The sequence below is a fragment of the Legionella sp. 16cNR16C genome, from assembly GCF_021297775.1.
Classification (GTDB): domain Bacteria; phylum Pseudomonadota; class Gammaproteobacteria; order Legionellales; family Legionellaceae; genus Legionella_C; species Legionella_C quinlivanii_A.
In genome coordinates this window covers 147033-168871 of record NZ_JAJTMX010000001.1, presented here as the reverse complement: position 1 = coordinate 168871, position 21839 = coordinate 147033, and the positions used below count along the sequence as shown (strand labels likewise).

The following is a 21839-nucleotide window of genomic DNA, read 5'->3' as shown; positions in this document are numbered from 1 at the left end:
CCACTCTTTCGCATTTGTAAATAATGGATACGCTGAATAAAATTTAATCATTTTTGGCTCTGGTAAATTGCAGGCATTTAACACTGATTGTTTATCCATATCTGAGTTATAATATCTCCTTTCTATTCGCCTGATTTTAATATGGAAAATACGCTTTTGACTCAGGTTTTCATCTTTCTGGCAGCGGCCTCTCTGATCGTTCCTCTTGCCAGCCGTTTTAAACTGGGTTCGGTTCTGGGCTATCTTTTAATCGGCATCGTTATTGGTCCTTATGGTCTGCGGCTTATGGGTAACGCCGAGCAAATTATGCATTTTGCCGAATTCGGGGTCATTATGATGCTTTTTCTGATCGGCCTCGAGCTTGAACCTCCCATGCTTTGGCGCTTACGAAAAGCCATAATCGGCCTGGGCAGTTTGCAGGTGGGCATCACCACACTGGCCCTGACAATGCTTGGTCTTTTATCGGGCTTTAAATGGCAAACCAGCCTTGCTCTTAGCATGGCTTTTTCCTTGTCTTCAACCGCTCTGGTTTTGCAAATGCTGGAAGAAAAAAACCTGCTGCGGACTGTTGAAGGCGAAACCTCTTTTGCCGTTTTACTATTTCAGGACATTGCCGTAATCGCAATATTGATTATTCTGCCCCTACTGGCAGCCGAACCCGGTCTGGCTGCTGCCAGCGAAGCTCATGCAAGCCGTTTTCTGAACTTGCCGGAATGGGCGCATGCCATTACCGTCGCCACCGTCATCAGCTTGCTGGTTATTTCTGGTCACTATTTTTCACGTCATCTGTTTTCAATGATTGCCCGGACTAATCTGCGCGAATTATTTACCGCAACCTCGCTGGCTCTGGTGGTCGGTATCACTTTATTAATGCAAACCATCGGTGCTTCCCCCGCTCTGGGGGCCTTTGTCGCCGGCGTGGTTCTAGCTAACTCCGAATACAAGAGAACACTGGAAACCGATATTGAACCGTTTAAAGGATTGCTGCTGGGCCTTTTCTTTATCTCGGTAGGCATGAGCATGAATTTCAACTTGCTGGCCTCCCATTCAGAATCGGTTCTCGCAGGAGTTTTTCTGATTGTGATTATTAAAGCAGTCATTCTGATCGGGCTTGGCTATTCTTTTGGATTAACCCGATTACAAAACCTCGGGTTTGCCCTTTCGCTTTCTCAGGTGGGGGAATTTGCGTTTGTTCTTTTAAAGTTTTCTGCCTCACTTGGAGTTATTTCTCTGCAAATCAGTGAGTTGAGTATTCTAATCGTGGCGCTTTCAATGTCCATAACACCATTCCTGATGTTATTGTACTATCACATTCTGGTACCCCGGTTTATGAGCCGGATTCCAAAACCTGAGTTCGATACCATCAAGGAAAATCATCCTATTATTCTCGCTGGCTATGGACGTTGCGGCCAGATTATTGGACGTTTTCTTACTGCACAAAAAATTCCTTTGACTATTCTGGAAAGGGATCCTGAGCAGATTGAACTGCTTCGTAAATTTGGCTTCAAAGGCTATTTCGGCGATGCCACACGTCTTGATTTACTGCAGAATGCCGGGGCTTCCCATGCGAAACTGCTAATTATTGCTGTGGCGGATCCGGAAGTAAGTCTTGAGGTCGCAGCGATGGCTAAAGAAACCTTTCCCCACTTAAAAATCTTTGCGCGCGCCAGAAACCGCCGGCATGCCTATGAATTGCATAAGCTCGGCGTGGACTACTTCAAACGGGATACCTTTGATTCGGCGCTCAATATGGCAAAAGATATTATGATTGAGCTTGGACACAACCCCAAACACATGGCAAAAAAAATGCAAATGTTTGCCGAACTGGATGATGCTTCACTTAGAAAATCCTTTGCTTTTTTTGATGAGGAGTCGACTTTGATCAACTTTTCGAGACAAGTAAACTGGGAACTTGAGAAAGTATTGCAAACCGATTTGGAAGCGCAACACGCCGTTTCAAGAAAAGAGGTTGAAGCGTAAAGAATATTTAAGTTTGGGAATTACTGTAATGATATGGACCCATTCTCTTATCAAACGGCTTCGTAATGAGCCAAGATTAAGTTGATATCCACGAGATATCTTAATCAACAAGGAGACGGGTCCATGAAAGAGATTACCCTATTAGGAATAGATAGTCAATAGACTCATTAACAGGTCGAATATATAGGTGCAATCTTACTTCTATTTATTTGTTGATTATAATTTTGCTTGTAAAAACGAATGGGTCCATATATAGGTTGGGCCCTTGGCCCAACAAAGGGGTTGAACCACTCCAGAGGTCAATGTTGGGCCAAGGGCCAACCTACAGTCAATTGCAGAATTTCTTGGATTTATACTTATTTAACTACCATAATCCATTTGGAAGAAGGGTCAGTTCGTCTGTTGTTATTGGGATTACCTGCAGTGTAGTGCTTGCTCATCAAGGTGCTGGTATTGCCATCAAATTTGTTATTGCTGATATGTTTTTTCAGGCACTCACTCACTGTTTCTCCAGATGTTTTTCCGCAGAAAGCCTGAGTAAAATCATAGTAGGGTAAAAGTTTGCTGCTGTCCGCATTTTTCCCGATGAAATGATAGGTTACATAATCTTTTAACCGCCATGCGCTGCCTGAATTTGACCTTGAAAAGCTCAGGGTTTTAAAGGAGGAAGCATTTCCATGGTCCACGCCAAGGCCTGCGGAATAAACGATGGGGATTACGTAGCTTTTATTGCCAACGACCATTGCGTGAATTTCATCATAATGTGAGTGAGCGGCCATCATGCCAATGACTACTTCAGGGTATGCCTTGATTATTTTTTTGAATGAGTTTTGATAGTCTGTTTCCCAGGATTGTGGAGGAACATGCATTGCCAGCACTACACTGTTATTTTTTGCGCGACTGGATTTAAGCTGACTCTCCAACCATTGCATTTCTTCCCTGGCGCCCTCTCGTGAAGGTGAAAAGCTAGGTCTGTTCACAAATAATACGCTGTTTAATGAGAGCATTTTGAGATGATCACCTAAATAGGCAGAGTAATAACCATATTTTTTGTTTTCACTGCTAATACAGGCCTGACCTTTGTAGGGGCATTTAGTCCCGGTTGAAAGAAAGCCATTTCCATTTCCGGTTATTGCTTGCAAAAGCGTATAGGCTGAATCATCACGATAACTAAATGGACCGTAGTTTCTTTGTAATGAATCGTTATTTCCAAACACGGAAAAGAAAGGAGCAGGATTTATCTTTTCCTGAAGCGCTTCGAAAACGCCATTAATATCATCCCGGGAGGTTTTACGGCTATAGCCATTATGAGCTGGCAAATCACCAAGTAACACGACAGAAGGATTGGCGGACCTCTTCAGATCAACCTGTTCTCCCAGTTTACTGATTAGTGTCTGATAGCTTCGCTGGTCTAACTCATTTCTGAGATCAGCAGGCGGATTAATATTGGTTGTTTTGCGAAGCGTAACATCCATATGCGGATCAGAAATTAAAAACAATTCCGCCTGATTGCTGTTGTTTGCAGCGATAGCTGGAATGTTAACGGCATAGAGCAGGCTTGCAGCCATTACCATCATTAATTTTTTAGTGTTCATCATTGTCTCCTAATAAACAGGTTGCCAGTAAGCACTATTAGCGTTCACTTGATTACAATGATATCGACTGGAATTTAAGGCCTCGTTAAAGCAACTACGCAATTTTTGCAAAATAGGTGGAAACATCAGAAATTGTCTGTGGTTTCAACAAAAACTGCCTTTAAATGGCCTGCATTCAAAAGCAGTTATTAGACTAAGCGTTCTTATTGCTGTTCATCATAGCGTTTAACGCTGGACAGCACTTCCTCTCTGGCCGGTTCGATGCCAGCCCAACCATCGACTTTCACCCATTTTCCTTCTTCAAGATCTTTATAATGCTCAAAGAAATGTTCAATAGAAAGCAACAGCGGCTTTGGCAAATCCTGATAGGTTTCAACGCCTTCATACATTTTAGTTAACTTGTGAGTCGGCACAGCTAAAAGCTTGGCGTCTACCCCTTTTTCATCAGTCATTTTCAGCATGCCCAGTATACGGCAGGCAATTACAGAACCACTGATTAGAGGCACAGGAGTAACTACCAGAACATCAACCGGATCACCATCTTCCGAAAGCGTATTGGGAATATACCCGTAATTTGCCGGATAATACATGGCCGTTGCCATGAATCGATCGACGAATAAAGCCCCGGACTCTTTATCTACTTCATATTTTACCGGTTCCGCATGCATCGGAATTTCAATTACCACATTAATTTCATTGGGTATGTCTCGACCACTATTAATCCGCATTAAGCCCATTTTCTTCATCCAAATAATTTTTTCGCAGGTATTATGCTAAAAAGTGCTTTAAAAGGCAAAATAACTCACTCCAGTATAAAAGCAATCTCGGTATGCAAATAAAATACCTGTTCTTGCACCATCTATTGCGCCAGTTCTGGTATGGACTCCGCGGCCTTTCGCCGCGAGACCAAGTCAAATAGTTATATTTAAATTGAAATATTAAGGTGGCTTTGAACGCTTTCCTTGTTGATTTTACCAATAATATCAGTAAGACCCTGATCTGCCTCTAGTAAATAATTCAAATTATTGCCAATATGACATATGACGGTGGCTCTGCCTTGAGACATTCCGGAATTGACTTCCATTGCATTGCTCATGTATTGCAATTTTTGAGCGATTATTTTTACATCGTCCATGCTATCCAGGGTTATCCAAAAGGTTAATCCTTTTGTTGTACTTGATTTCCAACCCGTTACCCCTGAGTATTTCTCAATAAACGCAGCGGCCTGGGAAACTTGTCTTTGTAACAGTTCAGGCGCTACAGGAATGGCTGTTTTTTTAGCATCATAAACTTTTTCAAGATTTTTGCCGGCTGTCACCATATCTCGGCAGAACCCGATTTGGCATTCTATCTCGTTTTTTAATTTGGGCTTAAACTGTTTTTTCCACTTTTCAATGGATTCTATTGCAAGGTTATTGACGTTGATGGAGGGATATTTACGCTGAATGCGCTTACAAAGAGTAGCCATTGCAATTGTAAGCTGCATATGCTCTTCTCTTTTCTCATTTTTATAGGGTGCCTTTTGAGCTTCAAGGATGCGAGCTTTAATCAAATCGGCTAGTGGCTTTCTTGTTACAGCAATTTGACTAATTGCTTTCGAATACTGGCTATCAGGGTTTCTTGCATCTCCTGGATATCGCAATAAAATATCAGGATATCCCAATCCTTTTAAAACACAATTCATTAAACAGGTGGCAGTTCTTCCATTGCCATTAGCAAATGGGTGTATCTCTGTAAGTTCATAAAATACATTTGCTGCAAAAGTTGCTACCTCATCAATATCTTCAGCATTGCATTGCACTAGTTGCTTTACGAATCTATCGGAAAACTCATTCATTTTTTCCATGATTTGTTCTGGCAAAATACATATCTTGCATAGCTTTCCAACGATGGCCTTGTCTTCATCAGAAAGCAGATTCCTATTAAAAGCTACATATAATTTTGACAGCGTACGAACACTTTCCGGATTTTCATCTTTATCAACAATTTTTTGAGCGCAATCTGGAATAGTTATTGATGGGTCTTTTTTGATTCGATCGATTAATTTTAAAAACTTTAAGCTATCTGATTCAGGTACTTTATAGTTTTTGAGCAGAAAATTTGCGAATTTTTTTGCTGTATTTCCAGGAGAATGCTTGTTTGCCAAATAAAGAATAAACTCCTGTACCATGGATGCTCCATGATGCCAGCGGAAAACAAATTGATCAGTAAATTCTCCTGAATGCATTTCAAATGGCGCTAATAAGGTTTTCGCTATAAAACCATGTATTCTTTTTGTGTGTTCAAGCAGGTCGGTGCTGGTCAAAGACTTTGTTTTTATTAAGGGAAGCAGATTTTCCTGTGCATATAAATAGGCTGCCATCATATCCTGATATTGGCCTGCCTCATGGAAATATGTATCTTGCAAGGTCTGTGAATCGTGGTTGGGAGATGATTCTGGATCAAATGAATAGGCAATAGCAGGATTAAATTCTTTAAGAAAATCACGGTAATACATAGATGTCTCGTAAATTAAAAGCTCTATATTACCATAAATTGACCAATTATTGCATCTATTAAGCACAGATTGATAACATTTGCTCACCTGAATTATAGTTGTTCTTTAATGCTTGAAATATAATATTTTAGGCAGTACCACTATTTGGAGTAAGCATGCCTGCACCGTTCTATAGACGTCCATCAAGAATCTTGTATGGGTAAAAGGACTTACTTTTTATTCAAATTACATTAACCAACTCCTGCAAGCGGACGAGGTAAAAACTGATTTAACCGCACTTTAAATCATCCCCCAAGCAGTAAACTTTGAAGTGCCTGCCATCTCGGAGTATAATGATTCATTAAGCCAAATTCAGGAAAACTATGGATTGCTTGTTCTGCAAGATTGCAAAAGGTGAACTCCCGTCAACGATCGTTTTTGACGGGCCTGAGATCATGGCCTTTCGGGACATTCGCCCTCAGGCACCGACTCATATTCTGGTCATTCCCAAGCAGCATATTGCTACAATTAATGACACAGACAGCAAGGATGAGCAACTCCTCGGACGAATGATCCTGACCGCCAAAAATCTGGCTAAAAAAGAACATTTAAGTGAACAGGGATATCGGCTTGTTTTTAATGTGAATTCAGGTGGAGGGCAGGAAGTTTACCACATTCACTTACATCTTCTTGGCGGCCGTCAGATGACTTGGCCTCCAGGTTAGGACATTGTCAATGCATGAACTATATACAAAAATACTTGAAGAAATTGGTGAAGATCCTAATCGTGAGGGTCTGAAAGATACTCCAAAACGAGCAGCCACTGCTTTTCAATATCTGACTAAAGGCTATAATGAGGATCTCCAGGATATCATTAATAATGCTCTTTTTGAGTCAGACATGAGCGAGATGGTGATTGTTAAGGATATTGAATTATATTCCATGTGCGAACATCATCTTTTACCATTTCTGGGCAAATGCCATGTGGGTTATTTACCAAACGGCAAGGTATTGGGGTTATCCAAAGTAGCACGTATTGTGGAGTATTTCGCACGCCGCCTGCAGATCCAGGAACGTTTAACAATGGAAATTGCCAGTTGTATCGAATCCATTACAGGAGCGAAGGGCGTCGCAGTAGTCATTGAAGCCAAACACCTGTGCATGATGATGCGTGGTGTGGAAAAACAAAACTCAAGCATGCTGACTTCAGTTATGTTGGGCGCTATGCGTCAGAATGTAAGCAGCCGGGCTGAGTTTCTGTCTCTAATCGGTAAATAAATCTCGAAGCAATATCATCGTCTCTCGGCCTCCCGTGAAAGCGGGAAACCCGTTCACATCCTTTTTTATATCCGCTTTATTCATCGAGCAGCCCAAGATCAATTGATTCTTTTTTAAGCAACCCCTATATTATAATTGATAATATCAAATAGCTTATTGTGGAGTAATATGTCATGGCTAAAGTTCGAAAACCCTATGCAAAAGAAAACAAAAAAATAGCAGATGAGAATCTGGAAAAATTGTCAGGCGGCTTGAATATCCAGTTTATAGGATTTAAGGAGTCAAAAAAGACATCAAAAAATAAGGGAAAAAAGAAAGACCATTGATTAAATCATGCGTTTGCGCTCCATCAGAAGCACATTTGCCAGAGGAACCGCGCCTTAAGCGCGGTATACAGGCAATCATAAGTGAGGGGAACAAAGTCCTCGAATTTTAGAGATTGTCAGAATGCTCAGACAAATACTCGGCAACTCCTTTCGGAGAGGCTTTCATACCAGCCTTACCTTTTTCCCAGCCAGCAGGACACACTTCGCCATGCTCTTCAAAAAATTGTACAGCATCGATTATGCGGATAATTTCATCGATGTTGCGGCCAATTGGTAAATCATTAACGATTTGTGAACGGACCAGGCCATTTTTATCGATGATAAAGGCACCACGAAACGCGACACCAGCCACAGGATGCTCGACACCATAGGATTGACAGATGGTGTGGGTCATATCGGCAGCCAGAGTGAACTCAACAGCGCCAATACCACCTTGCTTGGTGGGCGTATTGCGATAAGCATTATGGGTGTACTGAGAGTCAATGGACACGGCGATAACTTCGACGTTTCTTGCTTTGAACTCACTCATACGGTGATTAAGAGCAATCAATTCAGACGGGCATACAAAAGTGAAGTCGAGAGGGTAAAAGAATATCAACCCGTAACGATCTTTTAAAGCACTGTGCAAATTGAATTTATCAGTGATTTCACCATTGCCCAACACTGCAGGCACAGTAAAATCAGGGGCTTTTCTTCCAACTAAAACACTCATTCCTGCTCTCCTTTTTCGGCACATCGCAATGTGCTTAATTCTTATTATTTTAAGAGGTTACTGCTTCTCGCAAGATCGCTTCCAACTCACCTTGCTGATATAACTCGGCTATAATATCAGATCCTCCGATTAATTCACCCTTTACATAGAGCTGGGGAAATGTAGGCCAGTCAGCAATTTGCGGCAGAGCCTGTCTGATATCGGGATTGGCAAGCACATCCACATAGGCGAAATTAACGCCGCAGGCATCAATGCATTGGACAGCGCGGGCCGAAAAGCCGCATTGGGGCATTTTGGGGCTGCCTTTCATGTAAAGTAATATAGCATTATCTTTAATCTGCTGTTTTATTTTGCTTATAACATCCACTGAAATTTCCACAAAGGCACCTAAAAAAGTTTCGATAAAACATAATTATGGCGAAAATAAGTTCAATTAGCAACTGAACAGCAATCCAGGCCTGTCATTTCAATCATTTTTTTAGTAAAGATCCCAGCCATTCTCGTCGTTTACCCTATAAAGAGCTTTGATTTAATTGAATATGCTCAACATCCTGCTACACTTACCCATTCAACTTACTTATTGGAGAAATCATGGCTTTTTCACTCCCTCCACTTCCTTATGCAATGGATGCTCTGCAACCCCATATTTCCAAAGAAACTCTCGAATATCACTATGGTAAACACCATAATGCCTACGTCACCAATTTGAATAAATTAATTCCCGGCACCCAGTTTGAGTCCATGTCTCTGGAAGAAATTATCAAAAACTCAACAGGCGGCATATTTAACAATTCAGCCCAGGTGTGGAACCACACTTTTTACTGGCACTGCCTGAGCCCACAGGGTGGCGGAGAGCCTGCTGGAGAGTTAGCCGAAGCGATTAACAAAGCGTTTGGGTCTTTTGCGGCTTTCAAAGAACAATTCACCCAGACAGCGATTACTACATTTGGTTCTGGCTGGGCCTGGCTTGTTCAGGACAATGCCGGCGATCTCAAGATCATCAGTACCAGCAATGCAGGCACGCCGATGACTGATAACTTAACCGCCCTGCTCACCTGCGATGTCTGGGAACACGCCTATTATATCGATTACCGCAATGCACGACCTGATTATGTTAACGCATTCTGGTCATTGGTGAACTGGGATTTCGTAAGCAAGAACATGCGTTAATTCAGGAGTTCATTTTTAATTTAAATACTGCTATTTTAGGGGCGATCGATATCGTTCTCGTTCGCCCCGATATCTCTCAATTCCTGCATTAATCCATGCAGCAGCTCGAATAACCTGGAAAAGGAATATCATGGCAATAATAACAAGTTACAGCCCAATGCCAATTTCATTCACTCATGGAGAGGGAGTATGGCTGTTTGATGAGAATGGAAAAGCCTATCTGGATGGTCTAAGCGGCATTGCCGTTTGTGGACTGGGGCATGCGCATCCTGATGTCACTCGAACTATTCAGAGTCAGGCGGCAAAACTTTTACATACTTCCAATGTGTTTCATATAAAAGAGCAGGAACTTCTGGCTGAACGGCTGACCAAAATGACCGGCATGCAGCAGGCATTTTTTGCCAACTCGGGGGCGGAAGTCAATGAAGCGGCTATTAAACTGACTCGTTTATACGGACATAAAAAGGGCATTGAAACCCCGTCGATTATTGTCATGGATCGTGCCTTTCACGGAAGAACTATGGCAACATTAACCGCTTCCGGCAGCAGAAAAGTGCAGGCAGGATTTGAGCCGCTGGTGCCAGGTTTTATCCGCGCCCCCTTTAACGATATTCAGGCGCTGAAAACCATTGCTGAAAACCGCGACGATATCGTTGCCGTCATGCTTGAGCCTATTCAGGGTGAAGGCGGCATTTTTCCAGCAGAAAATTCTTATCTGCGCGCAGTATCCGATTTATGCCATCAACATGACTGGCTACTGATTCTCGATGAAATCCAGACAGGGAATGCAAGAACCGGCAAATTGTTTGCTTTTATGCACGCCGGAATTCAGCCAGATATTCTGACTACGGCCAAAGGGCTTGGCAACGGCATACCCATTGGAGCCTGCCTGATGAGCGGCAAAGCCTGCGACTTGTTTAAGCCAGGAAATCATGGCTCCACTTTTGGAGGCAATCCATTAGCCTGTGCAACAGCACTTACTGTTCTGGATGTAATCGAAAGAGATAAGCTCTGTGAAAAAGCGGCTCATGATGGAATGCAGCTGCAGGACAAACTGATGCGTAGTCTGCATGAGCATCCGGGAATTCGTGCGATTCGTGGTCGCGGCCTGATGCTTGGTATTGAAATTGACAAACCGGCCAGCGATGCCCGCCTGATTGGCCTGGAGAATGGAGTTCTATTTAATGTGACGGCTGAGAATGTCATTCGGCTTCTACCGCCGCTAACTATCACCGAAGAAGAAATGGATGAACTGGTGAAGCGTTTAAGTAAAACAATTTATCAGTTTTATGGAATGTGAGCGCCTGGCTTTCTCTTGCCCTGACCGGCTTGAGAAAGCCTGTCTTTGAAGCACTCGTTTTTTATTGCAAAGGGATCTCCTTTCCTGACAAAACAATGCTGTCCGCATGCTGAATATTTAAGTATTCGCTACGCATCGCCTGCAATATTTGCTGTAGGGTTAAAAACTCATAACTGAGCTGAAAATACAATTCCGCGCTTTGATTTTCCTGCAGTTCTCCCACTGTAAGATAGGCGGCCTTCCCCATATCTGAAAAATAACGGAGGCTGACATGCCTTTTCTGAGCCATTCCGGGAAACAAACCGCAGAATAACAAGCTTTTATCCCCTACATCCCTTAGCAATTCAACTTGCTTATGCCGGGTGGAATTCATGGACTCGAGAAAATCCATCGCAATTACCGATTCAATCAGTTTGGGGCCTTGTGAAAAACGCATTAACAGAAAGACCAGATAACTTTCAGTCGTTTCATTTAAGACCATCTGCGTTGAGGCTTGCGCTTCATTCACCAATGCATGCCATTGACTAAGTTCTGTGGGATGCAATATCAACTTCTTCATGAATGGCTTCCTTTTTTTGTACTTGTCATTGAAAGTTTAGCAAAGTGCATACCAAAAGATTAAAATTTAGGCATAAGCCGAAAGAAAAATCATGATGAATAAAGTATTGGAATAGCAGCGCTTTAAAGTGCAGAATATAAAAAAAACATACATTTTTATTTTATTTTTCAATAAGTTAATTAATGATTTTTACTTGAACCCTTCTCTGTTTTTTCCTAAACTGAAATTTTGCATCGCTTGGGTGTTGCAATGTATAAACGCATATTCGCATTCCTGTTAAGCTTCCTGATTCTCAATTTATATGCCAGTAACCAGCCTGATTGTGATGGAACTACAGCAAACCCCTGTTTGATTCAGGATACCATGCCGGAGACTATCGCATTGGCCTCGATGCGGGATTTATCGCAGATTATTCAATTTAAGAAAGAAGAGCCCTCTGCCTTGTGGGTTTCCGCAAGTGCTAATCCCAATTTGCAAGGCTGGCTTCAACTGGCAAGCTATATCACGGCAAAAAGCAATGACGAAGCATCGCAACGCATCGTTCTGGATTTAAGACAGGAAAATCATGCCTATCTGAATGGTAACTCCATCACTCTTTCTGACACTCATAACTGGATCAACATTGGTAAATCCACTGAACAAGCGGAGCAGGCGGAACTGGATTGGCTTAAGGATCTGGATAAATCCGAAGTCATTTCAGGAATATTGACTCCTGATCAATTCCTGGAACAGCGTTTTGACGCGGGTTTGACAGTTCAGGTCGAATCATTGAGTAACGAAAAGCAACTGGTGAGCAGTTTAGGCTTCGTTTATTACCGTTTAGCGGTAAGTGACCATCAGAGGCCCAATGATGAGATTGTCGATGAATTTGTCAGCTTTATTGATCATTTGTCCCCGCAAACCTGGCTGCATATTCATTGTCGTGGAGGGAAAGGACGTTCCACAACGTTCATAGTGATGTATGATATGTTAAACAATGCAGCAGAGGTGAGTTTTGATGAAATCATTGCCCGCCATGCCGCCGTTCCCCCTTACTATGATCTGGCCAATACAAGCCGCTCCGATAGCGAGCTGACTCATTATTTTGTTGAGCGCTATCAATTTCTTGATAATTTTTATCGTTATTCCCAGGCACGTCTTGGAGGCTACTCAGGCAGCTGGTCGGAATGGATAAACCAGCAAACTATAGTAAGTACCTCCAAGGTGCTGTGATTAATCAGACAAGTTTATCAAAAAAGGAATAATCAATCTGGGTATCGGGGAGATTTAAACCAATGGGTAAAACAAAACTATTCAAAAGGGCATGCCAGAAATCAGAATATAAATAATTCTGCAGGGGATGCTCTGCTTCTATGGGAAAACAGGGGCCGTGATTAACTTCCAGCAACCAGACCCGTCCATTGCAATCCACCATAAAATCCACACCAAATAAAGCAAAAGTTTTCAATGTGAAACGGGTAAATGCCTGTGGGTAGCGTTGTTTCAGGGCCAGGACCAACTGTGAAACAATCTGCTGGATTTGTGGATAAAGAGTTGGGAAAAATTCAAAACGCTCAGAGGGAATCTGAATGACATTGCTTTCCTCTTCATGCAAGTGTTCATTAGTCAGGTGGGGGCGCAAATCGCTGAATTGTTCCGAAGTGTAGGGGTGGCGGGATACATTCAGGTAGCCCCGAGGAAAGAGATAGGCGCCGGCATAATTACTGAGTACCAGAAACATGCGAATACTGTATTTACGCTGATCCCTTAATAAGTGAGGCTGGTTAATGTATTGCTGCAGTACATGCTCTCCACCAAGGCGCTGGTTACTGGAGAAATGGGTTTCCAGATCAGCGAGACTATTAAAAATTTTAATAAATTGCCCATTGTTTAACAAGGAAGGCTTCAAAATCCATACAGAATCTTGCTTTCTAAAGCTGTCTTGATTAAGAAATTGCAAAATAACAGGCCAATTCTGATCGTTAATGATAAAAGTCGGCATCATGACCTGCGGACAATATTCAGCGACCAAATCGCTCAGGCAGTGCTTGAATTCGAGACACTGCGCCGCATTTTCATCAAACTGCAGATTGGCGTCACTGAAATGAGCCATCCATTTGAATCTGGCAGGCATCCAGCCCGCTTCAAGCAGGTAATAATTCAAATTAAAAAAAGTGGGACTTATCGTTTCTTTAAACAGAAAACGTCCCGATTTTAATCTATTCATTACACAATTCCGGATCCTTTTCGTTTAACAGTGATTTGCCTGCAGAACTCTGTTTAATAATTAAAGAAGATAATATACCTGCGAGCAAGCCCCAGAATGCCGCACTAATCCCAAAAAAGTTAAGACCTGAAGCAGAAACCAGAAAGGTCAGTAAGGCCGCTTCGCGCTGTCTGTCATTATCCAGAGCCTCTTTGAGATTGGACGCCAGCGTACCAAATATAGCCATACCGGCAACCGCCAGAACCAAAGTTGAAGGGAATGCTGAAAATAAAGCGACAATAGTGGCGCTGAATAACCCCATCATTAGATAAAACAGGCCTGCACTCATTGTGGCACGATAGCGTCTTGATGCATCAGGGTCAGCCTCTTCATTCGCACAAATGGCTGCAGTGATCGCGGCGAGATTCAAACTGAAGCCGCCAAAAGGAGCCATCAGCAAATTGCCTGCCCCCATAATGCTAACCAGTCTTGAAACAGGAGGATTAAACCCCTCAGCTCTTAATACCGTCAGGCCAGGGATATTCTGGGATGTCATAGTGATGATAAACAGGGGCAAGCCTACGCTGAAGAATACTGACCAGGAAAATTCAGGCCAGGTAAACACAGGCCCTGAAAAGCTCCAATGAATAGATTGGAAACGAAGCTCACCCTGTAAAGCAGCCACTGCAATGCCCAGCAACAAGACGACAAGCAATACATAACGAGGATAAAAACGCTTTCCGAGAATATAGGCCGCAAGCATCACTAAAACCATCAGCTGGGCATCCTGTAATGCAAGGAATACATTCAAACCGAAATGGAGCAGAATGCCGGCAAGCATGGCAGAAGCCAGTTCCCCCGGTATACGGGCCATGAAACGCTCAAACCAGCCGCTTATACCAGCTAGAAATATCAATAATGCAGAGCAAATAAAGGCGCCCACGGCTTCAGACAAGTGCAGCCCTGTCAGGCTGCTTGCCAAAAGGGCTGCTCCCGGCGTAGACCAGGCTGTCAGAATAGGCATGCGGTAATACAGCGAAAATCCAATACAACTTAACGATACGCCCACTCCCAAAGCAAAGATCCAGGAAGCTAATTCCGCAGTGGAAGCATGCACAGCAGAAGCAGCCTGAAAGAGTATAGCAGCCGAACTGGTAAAGCCGACCAGGACCGCGATGAATCCGGCAGAGAGATGAGAAAGAGAAAAATACGATCGCATGCTTGGATTCCTATTAAAAACACTTTAGGTATGTTATGATCGATGCGCTATAACGCACAGGATCCAAAGCATAGCATTGTGCGTTATAACGCTCAAGTTTTTATTATCAGACTCTCGTATCAGGTTCTCCACCCGGATACGAGAGTGCTTTAATAGGGGAACCCTGTGGACGAGTTAAACCAGCGTATTGGAATACGCCTGCGTGAGTTGAGGCAGCACTATGGATGGAGCCTTGATAAAGCAGCCCAGGAAACCACTGTCAGCAAAGCCATGCTGGGACAAATTGAGCGTTTTGAATCATCACCTACCGTTGCCACCCTCTGGAAAATTGCCAGCGGCTTTCGAGTTTCCTTTTCCTCTTTTTTAGAAGAGCCTGCTGAGGAATCAGCCAAACTGTTTCTCGAAGGAAGTACCAGTGCCTGGGAACACAGTGACGAGCTTATTAAAGTTACCCCCCTGTTTCCCTTCGACAGACATTTGCATGTGGAAATATTCAAGATCGAACTACTCCCTGGCTGTGAGCAGCATTCGGGAGGCCATGAGCCTGGCGTAGTTGAACATGTTATTGTGATTGAGGGCGCTTTAGATGTGTTAATTGATCAACAATGGAAGCAGCTTACTAAAGGGGAAGCAATCCGTTTCGCTGCTGACCATGCACATGGATATCGCAATTTAAGCGATGAGACCGTTTATTTTCACAATATTATCCATTACCCCCACTCCGCTTTTGTGTTAGAAAAATCCATTTAGAGCAATTAATCAATAACGTAAAGATTCCATCAAGAATCTGTCGTTCCCTTCTTGGAAAAACTGGCTATGCTATGATTAATGTATACCGTATTTCATGAGAATTAACACAATGTCAGGTACTACCCAGTCCAGCAGCGCTGAAACCGTCGAAACCGTTTCAACTCCGGCCCCTGCTACAACAAGTCCCGAGCCAGAGAGTACAGTAGCAGCTCCTGCGCCAACTGCCAGCAGTGATACCGCTGCCAAAACAGAAGAAACGAATAAAAAAGCCGCTCAGGATAAAGAAGTGAATGCAGCGCTCGCCGCTGAGGCCGCCAAGGCAAAAACCACAATGGCCCCAGCACAGCCGGCCAATACCGCGGGTGCAAAAAAAGAAGATAAAGCAGCCCCTGCCGCGGAAGAGTCATTTTTTCATCAGGAAGTGGATAAAAATGCAGATCCCTGGATGCAGATGATTCAGGAATGGATGAACCTTATCAATGACCTCAATGCCCAGTTTACCGACTTTGCAGCAGATAAGATCAAAGGCGCTGCCGCCACCGGTAAAGTACTGGGGGGCCAGGCAGTTGATTCGATAGCCGCCCAGGTCACCAGCTTCTTCAACAAGTTTAATAATAAACAACCTGCCGAACTTCCACCAGGCCAGGAAGCTAAGCCTAAACCTGATGAGGGCCTGGCCCTGGATGCAGATCATAATATTTCAATGGGAGTGGTGAAGCCCGAGATGGAGTCCCCAGAGGATATCCTGTCGACCTCCTACTTATATAATCCCGGTCCTGAAACCGGGAATACCGGTGACGAACCCGATTTCGGTGAAACTCAAATCCCAAAAGCGGATATGCCTTTGCCAACACCATCACCACAGGAAAGTGCCTCCTTATTCGAAGAGGATGATGAAATTTTTGAAATGAGCGAACTCCCGGAGTCCCCGAAGGATATTCTCGCCAGTTCCTTTACGAATGAAGCCGATTTTCAGATTGGAGATGCTGTCAGCGTAGAAGCTGATGACAATAGTTCCTCGCTAATGACTTCCATAGACGATGACGCGGTGAAGAGTTCAGTAGCGGAAGAAATACCAGATCTGCCTGCACCCACAGCTTAGATCAATAAAAATAAATAGTTTGTTTGCGCCGGCTACAGCATAAAAAATGGCTATGCTATGATTAATGAATATGATGTTTCTGACGAGATTTTAAAGAATGTCCGGATCTACCAGTAATACAGCGCAGACTGAAGAGAACAATAAAAAAGCTCGGGAAAATGAAGCGAATGCAGCTCTTGCAGCCGAAGCCTCCAAAGCAAAAATGGCAGTAGCCCCGGTGGCGCCTGCAAAAGGAGCTGCCCCAGAGAAAGACGATAAAGAAGCCCCTGCAGCAGAGGAAGGGCATTTCTTTAGTGTAACAGTCGACAAGAATGCAGAACCTATGCAGCAAGTGGTACAGGAACTGCTGAATATGGTTCTTGAAATGAATCAAATGACCACTGATTTTGCAGAAACGAAGCTAAAGGGAGCTGCCCAGGGCGCGAAAGCGCTCGGAGGGCAGGCTTTGGACGCATTGAAGCCTAAACTCTTGAGCGGTGTCGATGCACTCAGGAATTTCGTCAATCCTCCTCCCAAACCCGCTGAACTTCCTCCCGGCCATGAAGCCAAGCCCATGCCTGATGCCGGACTCTCGCTTGGCCCGCGGCACTCTATCTCAATGGAGGAGATGGAAGAGCCGGAAGATATAATTGGTTCTTCTTATTTATACAATTCAAGTGCTGAGTTTTCAGACACTGGCGACAGCCCTGATCTCGGAGATACCCAGGCCCCTAAAGCGGATATGAGCTCGGTAATGCTTCACGATCCCGAACAGCAAATCACCGTCGAACTCACTGCGGAAAAATTGCAGACCTGGTTAAATAAAGTGGACATCACCCCAGCCCCTGAAGGTGAAAACCCTTCAATCAAGCTTGGTAAACAGGGTTTGCAGCAAGCAAAGGATGTCATCAACTTTCTGAATACCCCGGCGGGCGATACCACCAAAGAGAAAGTTGCTGCTGAACTGATGCAGGCGGTGGAACAGGAAAAAGCCCGGGAGGAGATGCAGCGAGAAGAATTGCTGCAGCAACAGCGCCTGGCAGCTTTTCTCGTGCATATAGCACAACAGGATGAGGACAAGATTGCAGATAGAAACATCCAGATGCAGGAAGCGATTGACCAGAAAATACAGCAGGAAAGACAACATCAACTGGCCGATACAGATTCTGCCTCTGTCAAAGCGGAAAAAGAAGCCGAACTGGACGCAAGGATTAATGCCTATGACGCTCAGATAGGCGAATTACAGAAATCAATTGATAATCTCAATAAAGACATCGAAGCGACCAATAAAGAGATTGAGCGTTTAGAAAAGAATACAGAAACGATTGATGCAAAGCATGATGCCTACCAGGCTCGCGCTGACAAAGTAAAAAAATATGATCCAAAAGATCCCGCTGAACGGGCAAAAATCGAGAAAGGCCTCGCGGATTTGAAAAAAGAGATCGCAAAGGATATGGATAAGATCGCCGAAGAGGCAGGAACTGTATCCCCGGAACAAACCAAAGCTGATATTGCCAAGGTGAACGCTAAACAGGTGGAGGTAGCAGCCACGGAGGATATGCTTGCTGTTTACAAGGGCGAAAAATCTGCCTATAAGGCAGATGGCACCCCGACTTCTGACTTCAATGACACCGCCTATGTGGCACCCAAAGGAAAAAGTATATTAAAAGGTGATGATGGCAGTCTTTATCTGGTTAATAAAGATGTCACCGACGTGAACAGTTTAAGCGCTTCGCAAAAGCAGCAGGCGAGCAGCGATTTTAATCGCGCCAAAGGCCAGATGACCAGTGTAGAAGATGTCATTAAAAATAACAGAAGCGGTGAGCATGGCTTAAATAACCAGCAATTAGGCGCCGCGAGACAAACACAACAGACCCAGCTTAGCCAGCTGTCAGAAATGCGCATGCAGATACAAAAAGCACAGGAAGAAAAAACCCAGACCCAACAGGAACAAAATAATCTTAGAAATCCATCCCCTGCACCGGGCAATTCAAGAAAGCTATCCAAAGCCGAGGTTGACCAGGCCACAACAGTATTTAACAAAATGCTTAACCGGGTCGCGGATAACTACAGTGATGGAGGCATAAAGGCCTTGCAAAACCAGGTGGTGAATACTTTTGGGAAAAATCCGCAAACCGATGCCCTGCTTAAGCAGATTCCCCAAGGTCAGCCCATCGATCCGGCGAGTATCAGACAATTAACCCAGCAATTCCGCTCCTGCGGCACGACGCCTGATGCGTCCATGCAGGCAACGGTCGAGGCAGATCAGCAAAATCAGCAACGTGTCGGCCCTCGTTGATTTATGCTGCCGCCACGGACAAATCGCCATTAGGATTGTGACCGCATCTAGTGTATAATGTAAGCACAATTAATCACTACACTGCCGCAAGAATCCAAAAAGAGTGTTTTTTGGCAAAAAATGGGCTCATAGGCCTGCAGCTGTGCATCGTTATTCGTCCTGAACAAGGTTTTTTATGATTGAGAAGATAAGAAATATAGCCATTATCGCGCACGTGGATCATGGTAAAACGACATTGGTTGACAAATTATTACAACAAACCGGTACGCTGAGTGAGCGCGGGCCTAAAGTGGAACGCGTCATGGACTCGAATGCCCTGGAAAAAGAACGGGGTATTACCATTCTGGCCAAAAACACCTGTGTTTACTGGCGTGATTATCAGATTAATATTGTCGACACCCCTGGGCACGCCGACTTTGGCGGTGAAGTGGAGCGAATTCTTTCCATGGTGGATAGCGTGCTGCTGCTGGTCGACGCCGTGGACGGCCCTATGCCGCAAACGCGTTTCGTCACTCAGAAGGCCTTTGCCCGTGGATTAAAGCCCATTGTCGTAATTAACAAAATCGATCGACCCGGCGCGCGTCCTCATTGGGTTATGGATCAGGTATTTGATTTGTTTGACAATCTGGGAGCTACTGATGAACAGCTTGATTTTCCGGTTGTCTATGCTTCCGCACTGAATGGCTATGCTATGCTTGAACTGGATGAAGAAGCTAGCGACATGAATGCCTTGCTGGAAACCATTGTCGATCGCGTGGCTCCGCCAGACGTAGATGAGAATGGCCCCTTCCAGATGCAGATCAGTTCGCTTGATTACTCCTCCTATGTTGGAACCATCGGCATTGGCCGAATTACTCGCGGCAACATCAAGGCAAAATCTCCAGTTAAAATTATTGATAAAGACGGCGCTATCCGCAGCGGTCGTCTGTTGCAGCTGCTTGGCTTTAAAGGTCTGGAGCGGGTTGAGGTTGAAGAAGCCAGTGCCGGCGATATAATCGCGGTAACCGGTATTGAGCAGTTAAATATTTCCGATACGCTCTGTGATCCTAATAACGTGGAAGCCTTAACGCCGCTGACAGTGGATGAGCCGACTATCAGCATGACCTTTCAGGTTAATGATTCTCCCTTTGCCGGTCAGGAAGGCAAGTTTGTAACCAGCCGCAAGATTCGCGAACGGCTGCAAACTGAATTGCTGCACAATGTCGCCCTGCGGGTGGAAGATACGGCTGACCCTGACAAGTTCAAAGTGTCAGGCCGCGGCGAACTCCATTTATCCATTCTCATCGAAAATATGCGCCGCGAAGGCTATGAGCTGGCCATTTCCAAACCAGAAGTGATCATGCGCGAGGAAGATGGCGTGATGCTTGAACCTTACGAGCGTTTAACGGTTGACGTTGAAGAAACGCATCAGGGCAGCATCATGGAAAAACTCGGCGAACGCCGCGGGGAACTGCAGAATATGCTTCCCGATGGGAAAGGCCGTGTTCGCCTCGATTATCTGATTCCAACTCGCGGCCTGATTGGCTTTCACACCGAGTTTTTATCCAGCACCTCCGGTACTGGTCTTAATTATCATGTGTATGATCACTATGGTCCGGCCTTTAAAGGCCGTCTCGGCAAACGGAACAACGGCGTCATGATTGCGAATTGTCAGGGCGCTGCGAGAGCGTTTGCTCTGTTTAACCTTCAGGATCGCGGTCGTTTATTCATCGAACCGCAAGTAATGTGTTATGAAGGCATGGTGGTTGGAATCCATTCCCGCGATAATGATTTGGTTGTGAATGTCACCAAGGAAAAACAACTGACCAATATTCGCGCCTCAGGCAGCGATGAGAATATTTTGCTGACGCCGCCAATAAAACTCAGTCTCGAACAGGCTCTGGAATTTATTGATGACGATGAATTGGTTGAGGTAACACCGCAAACCATCCGTATCCGTAAAAAGGAATTGAAAGAAACCGATCGTAAACGCAGTTCTCGTGCTAATGTTGAAGAATAACATTTAACTTGTCATTGAGATGATGAAACAGAAATTTCAACGCGTGATTTTATATGCACGTCAACACCGCGCCAATCAGGGGGTCAATGAAACCATACAGCGTTTGATTGATTTCCTGGCCAGGCAAGTTGAAACCTTTGTTGATACCGATACCGCAGACCATTTCGATACCGGTCTGCCGGTACTATCCCGAATTCATATGGGTAAAAAACAGGATTTAATCGTGGTCGTTGGCGGGGATGGCAGCCTGCTGTCCGCCGCGCGAATGGCCATCGGGGTTGATGTACCAGTTATTGGTATTAATCGCGGACGCCTTGGATTCTTAACCGATATTCTTCCTTCCGAACTTGAGAAACAGATTAAGCCGGTTCTTGATGGCGAATATTATGAAGAACGGCGTTTTTTGCTGAGGACGCGAATTCATGACCAGGACAACACCTACTTTCAAGGCAATGCCTTGAATGATGTGGTCTTAAGCCGTGGCAATGAAACCCATCTGATTGAATTTGACGTTTACATTAATCAACAGTTTGTCAGCCACTATCGCTCAGACGGAATGATTCTTTCAACCCCTACCGGCTCAACGGCCTACTCATTATCCGCAGGCGGCCCCATTATGCATCCGCAACTCAATGCTATTGTCCTGGTGCCGATGTTCTCTCACAGCCTAAGTTCGCGTCCGCTGGTCGTTGATTCACAGGTTTCAATCGATCTGGTTATCAGCAACTCCAATGAGTCAGATCTGCGAATAAGCTGTGACGGACATGAGTCAAGGCTGGTTAAACCAGGGCAGCAAGTGAATATTGAAAAAAATGCGCAATGTCTGCGCCTCTTGCATCCGCTTGACTATCACTATTATGATACACTACGCATTAAATTGGGTTGGGAATCCAAGCATCAGGGATAAATC

At 44.4% G+C, this 21839-nt stretch carries 20 protein-coding genes; 12 read left to right on the top strand and 8 right to left on the bottom strand.

Annotation, left to right across the window (positions count from 1 at the left end):
• Window positions 1–141 precede the first annotated feature (141 nt).
• Window positions 142–1980, top strand: a complete 1839-nt coding sequence (locus LXA66_RS00790; RefSeq protein WP_233011522.1) for a monovalent cation:proton antiporter-2 (CPA2) family protein — start codon at window positions 142–144, stop codon at window positions 1978–1980.
• Window positions 1981–2336: 356 nt separating this feature from the next.
• On the opposite strand, the gene LXA66_RS00785 is transcribed toward LXA66_RS00790, so the two are convergent.
• From LXA66_RS00785 to LXA66_RS00775, 3 genes are all read right to left on the bottom strand, one after another.
• Window positions 2337–3578 (bottom strand): metallophosphoesterase, encoded by a 1242-nt coding sequence (locus LXA66_RS00785; protein ID WP_233011521.1) that lies wholly within the window; start codon window positions 3576–3578, stop codon window positions 2337–2339.
• 200 nt (window positions 3579–3778) lie between these two features.
• Window positions 3779–4312, bottom strand: a complete 534-nt coding sequence (ppa, locus tag LXA66_RS00780; RefSeq protein WP_133139559.1) for an inorganic diphosphatase — start codon at window positions 4310–4312, stop codon at window positions 3779–3781.
• A gap of 188 nt (window positions 4313–4500) precedes the next feature.
• Complete coding sequence (locus LXA66_RS00775; protein WP_233011520.1) at window positions 4501–6072, bottom strand: Fic family protein; 1572 nt, start codon at window positions 6070–6072, stop codon at window positions 4501–4503.
• A gap of 362 nt (window positions 6073–6434) precedes the next feature.
• Here LXA66_RS00775 and LXA66_RS00770 point away from each other — a divergent pair, with 362 nt between their 5' ends.
• From LXA66_RS00770 to LXA66_RS00760, 3 genes are all read left to right on the top strand, one after another.
• Window positions 6435–6776: a histidine triad nucleotide-binding protein gene (locus LXA66_RS00770; RefSeq protein WP_058506824.1), complete on the top strand. Its 342-nt coding sequence runs from the start codon at window positions 6435–6437 to the stop codon at window positions 6774–6776.
• A 10-nt stretch (window positions 6777–6786) separates the two neighbouring features.
• Complete coding sequence (folE, locus tag LXA66_RS00765; RefSeq protein ID WP_112218899.1) at window positions 6787–7329, top strand: GTP cyclohydrolase I FolE; 543 nt, start codon at window positions 6787–6789, stop codon at window positions 7327–7329.
• Between the two features lie 173 nt (window positions 7330–7502).
• Window positions 7503–7655 (top strand): hypothetical protein, encoded by a 153-nt coding sequence (locus LXA66_RS00760; RefSeq protein ID WP_233011519.1) that lies wholly within the window; start codon window positions 7503–7505, stop codon window positions 7653–7655.
• Window positions 7656–7761: 106 nt separating this feature from the next.
• Here LXA66_RS00760 and LXA66_RS00755 read toward each other — a convergent pair whose 3' ends face one another.
• Window positions 7762–8367 (bottom strand): peroxiredoxin, encoded by a 606-nt coding sequence (locus tag LXA66_RS00755; RefSeq protein WP_112218897.1) that lies wholly within the window; start codon window positions 8365–8367, stop codon window positions 7762–7764.
• A gap of 49 nt (window positions 8368–8416) precedes the next feature.
• Window positions 8417–8734, bottom strand: coding sequence for a Grx4 family monothiol glutaredoxin (grxD, locus tag LXA66_RS00750; protein ID WP_133139620.1), 318 nt, complete (start codon window positions 8732–8734; stop codon window positions 8417–8419).
• 224 nt (window positions 8735–8958) lie between these two features.
• On the opposite strand from grxD, the gene sodB reads away from it, so the two are divergent.
• Entirely contained in the window at window positions 8959–9537 is a 579-nt protein-coding gene (gene sodB / locus LXA66_RS00745; protein WP_112218896.1) for a superoxide dismutase [Fe], read from the top strand.
• A 130-nt stretch (window positions 9538–9667) separates the two neighbouring features.
• On the top strand, window positions 9668–10837 hold the full coding sequence (locus LXA66_RS00740; protein WP_233011518.1) for an aspartate aminotransferase family protein: 1170 nt from the start codon (window positions 9668–9670) through the stop codon (window positions 10835–10837).
• A gap of 61 nt (window positions 10838–10898) precedes the next feature.
• Here the strand turns inward: LXA66_RS00740 and LXA66_RS00735 are convergent, their stop codons facing one another.
• Window positions 10899–11396 carry a hypothetical protein gene (locus LXA66_RS00735; RefSeq protein WP_233011517.1) on the bottom strand — a complete coding sequence of 166 codons (498 nt, stop codon included), beginning with the start codon at window positions 11394–11396 and terminating at the stop codon, window positions 10899–10901.
• A gap of 249 nt (window positions 11397–11645) precedes the next feature.
• Here LXA66_RS00735 and LXA66_RS00730 point away from each other — a divergent pair, with 249 nt between their 5' ends.
• Window positions 11646–12608, top strand: coding sequence for a tyrosine protein phosphatase (locus tag LXA66_RS00730; protein WP_233011516.1), 963 nt, complete (start codon window positions 11646–11648; stop codon window positions 12606–12608).
• Window positions 12609–12612: 4 nt separating this feature from the next.
• On the opposite strand, the gene LXA66_RS00725 is transcribed toward LXA66_RS00730, so the two are convergent.
• Window positions 12613–13602: a tubulin--tyrosine ligase family protein gene (locus tag LXA66_RS00725; RefSeq protein WP_233011515.1), complete on the bottom strand. Its 990-nt coding sequence runs from the start codon at window positions 13600–13602 to the stop codon at window positions 12613–12615.
• On the bottom strand, window positions 13595–14800 hold the full coding sequence (locus LXA66_RS00720; RefSeq protein WP_233011514.1) for a benzoate/H(+) symporter BenE family transporter: 1206 nt from the start codon (window positions 14798–14800) through the stop codon (window positions 13595–13597). Before LXA66_RS00720 ends, LXA66_RS00725 begins: the two co-directional genes overlap by 8 nt.
• 165 nt (window positions 14801–14965) lie before the next feature.
• On the opposite strand from LXA66_RS00720, the gene LXA66_RS00715 reads away from it, so the two are divergent.
• From LXA66_RS00715 to LXA66_RS00695, 5 genes are all read left to right on the top strand, one after another.
• The gene (locus tag LXA66_RS00715) at window positions 14966–15550 is read left to right on the top strand and encodes an XRE family transcriptional regulator (RefSeq protein ID WP_233011513.1); all 585 of its coding nucleotides are present in this window, start codon (window positions 14966–14968) and stop codon (window positions 15548–15550) included.
• Between the two features lie 109 nt (window positions 15551–15659).
• Window positions 15660–16652 carry a hypothetical protein gene (locus LXA66_RS00710; protein WP_233011512.1) on the top strand — a complete coding sequence of 331 codons (993 nt, stop codon included), beginning with the start codon at window positions 15660–15662 and terminating at the stop codon, window positions 16650–16652.
• A gap of 97 nt (window positions 16653–16749) precedes the next feature.
• A complete protein-coding gene (locus LXA66_RS00705) occupies window positions 16750–18930 on the top strand; it encodes a hypothetical protein (RefSeq protein WP_233011511.1) in 2181 nt (726 codons plus the stop codon).
• 175 nt (window positions 18931–19105) lie between these two features.
• A complete protein-coding gene (gene typA, locus LXA66_RS00700) occupies window positions 19106–20929 on the top strand; it encodes a translational GTPase TypA (protein ID WP_112218887.1) in 1824 nt (607 codons plus the stop codon).
• A gap of 22 nt (window positions 20930–20951) precedes the next feature.
• Complete coding sequence (locus tag LXA66_RS00695) at window positions 20952–21836, top strand: NAD(+) kinase (RefSeq protein WP_112218886.1); 885 nt, start codon at window positions 20952–20954, stop codon at window positions 21834–21836.
• The last annotated feature ends 3 nt before the right edge of the window (window positions 21837–21839 follow it).

Bases quoted from the DNA above. Each gene is read 5' to 3' on its own strand.
- LXA66_RS00790 (WP_233011522.1), top strand. From the start codon at position 142: ATGGAAAATACGCTTTTGACTCAGGTTTTCATCTTTCTGGCAGCGGCC.
- LXA66_RS00785 (WP_233011521.1), bottom strand. From the start codon at position 3,578: ATGATGAACACTAAAAAATTAATGATGGTAATGGCTGCAAGCCTGCTC.
- ppa (WP_133139559.1), bottom strand. From the start codon at position 4,312: ATGGGCTTAATGCGGATTAATAGTGGTCGAGACATACCCAATGAAATT.
- LXA66_RS00775 (WP_233011520.1), bottom strand. From the start codon at position 6,072: ATGTATTACCGTGATTTTCTTAAAGAATTTAATCCTGCTATTGCCTAT.
- LXA66_RS00770 (WP_058506824.1), top strand. From the start codon at position 6,435: ATGGATTGCTTGTTCTGCAAGATTGCAAAAGGTGAACTCCCGTCAACG.
- folE (WP_112218899.1), top strand. From the start codon at position 6,787: ATGCATGAACTATATACAAAAATACTTGAAGAAATTGGTGAAGATCCT.
- LXA66_RS00760 (WP_233011519.1), top strand. From the start codon at position 7,503: ATGGCTAAAGTTCGAAAACCCTATGCAAAAGAAAACAAAAAAATAGCA.
- LXA66_RS00755 (WP_112218897.1), bottom strand. From the start codon at position 8,367: ATGAGTGTTTTAGTTGGAAGAAAAGCCCCTGATTTTACTGTGCCTGCA.
- sodB (WP_112218896.1), top strand. From the start codon at position 8,959: ATGGCTTTTTCACTCCCTCCACTTCCTTATGCAATGGATGCTCTGCAA.
- LXA66_RS00740 (WP_233011518.1), top strand. From the start codon at position 9,668: ATGGCAATAATAACAAGTTACAGCCCAATGCCAATTTCATTCACTCAT.
- LXA66_RS00735 (WP_233011517.1), bottom strand. From the start codon at position 11,396: ATGAAGAAGTTGATATTGCATCCCACAGAACTTAGTCAATGGCATGCA.
- LXA66_RS00730 (WP_233011516.1), top strand. From the start codon at position 11,646: ATGTATAAACGCATATTCGCATTCCTGTTAAGCTTCCTGATTCTCAAT.
- LXA66_RS00725 (WP_233011515.1), bottom strand. From the start codon at position 13,602: ATGAATAGATTAAAATCGGGACGTTTTCTGTTTAAAGAAACGATAAGT.
- LXA66_RS00720 (WP_233011514.1), bottom strand. From the start codon at position 14,800: ATGCGATCGTATTTTTCTCTTTCTCATCTCTCTGCCGGATTCATCGCG.
- LXA66_RS00710 (WP_233011512.1), top strand. From the start codon at position 15,660: ATGTCAGGTACTACCCAGTCCAGCAGCGCTGAAACCGTCGAAACCGTT.
- LXA66_RS00705 (WP_233011511.1), top strand. From the start codon at position 16,750: ATGTCCGGATCTACCAGTAATACAGCGCAGACTGAAGAGAACAATAAA.
- typA (WP_112218887.1), top strand. From the start codon at position 19,106: ATGATTGAGAAGATAAGAAATATAGCCATTATCGCGCACGTGGATCAT.
- LXA66_RS00695 (WP_112218886.1), top strand. From the start codon at position 20,952: ATGAAACAGAAATTTCAACGCGTGATTTTATATGCACGTCAACACCGC.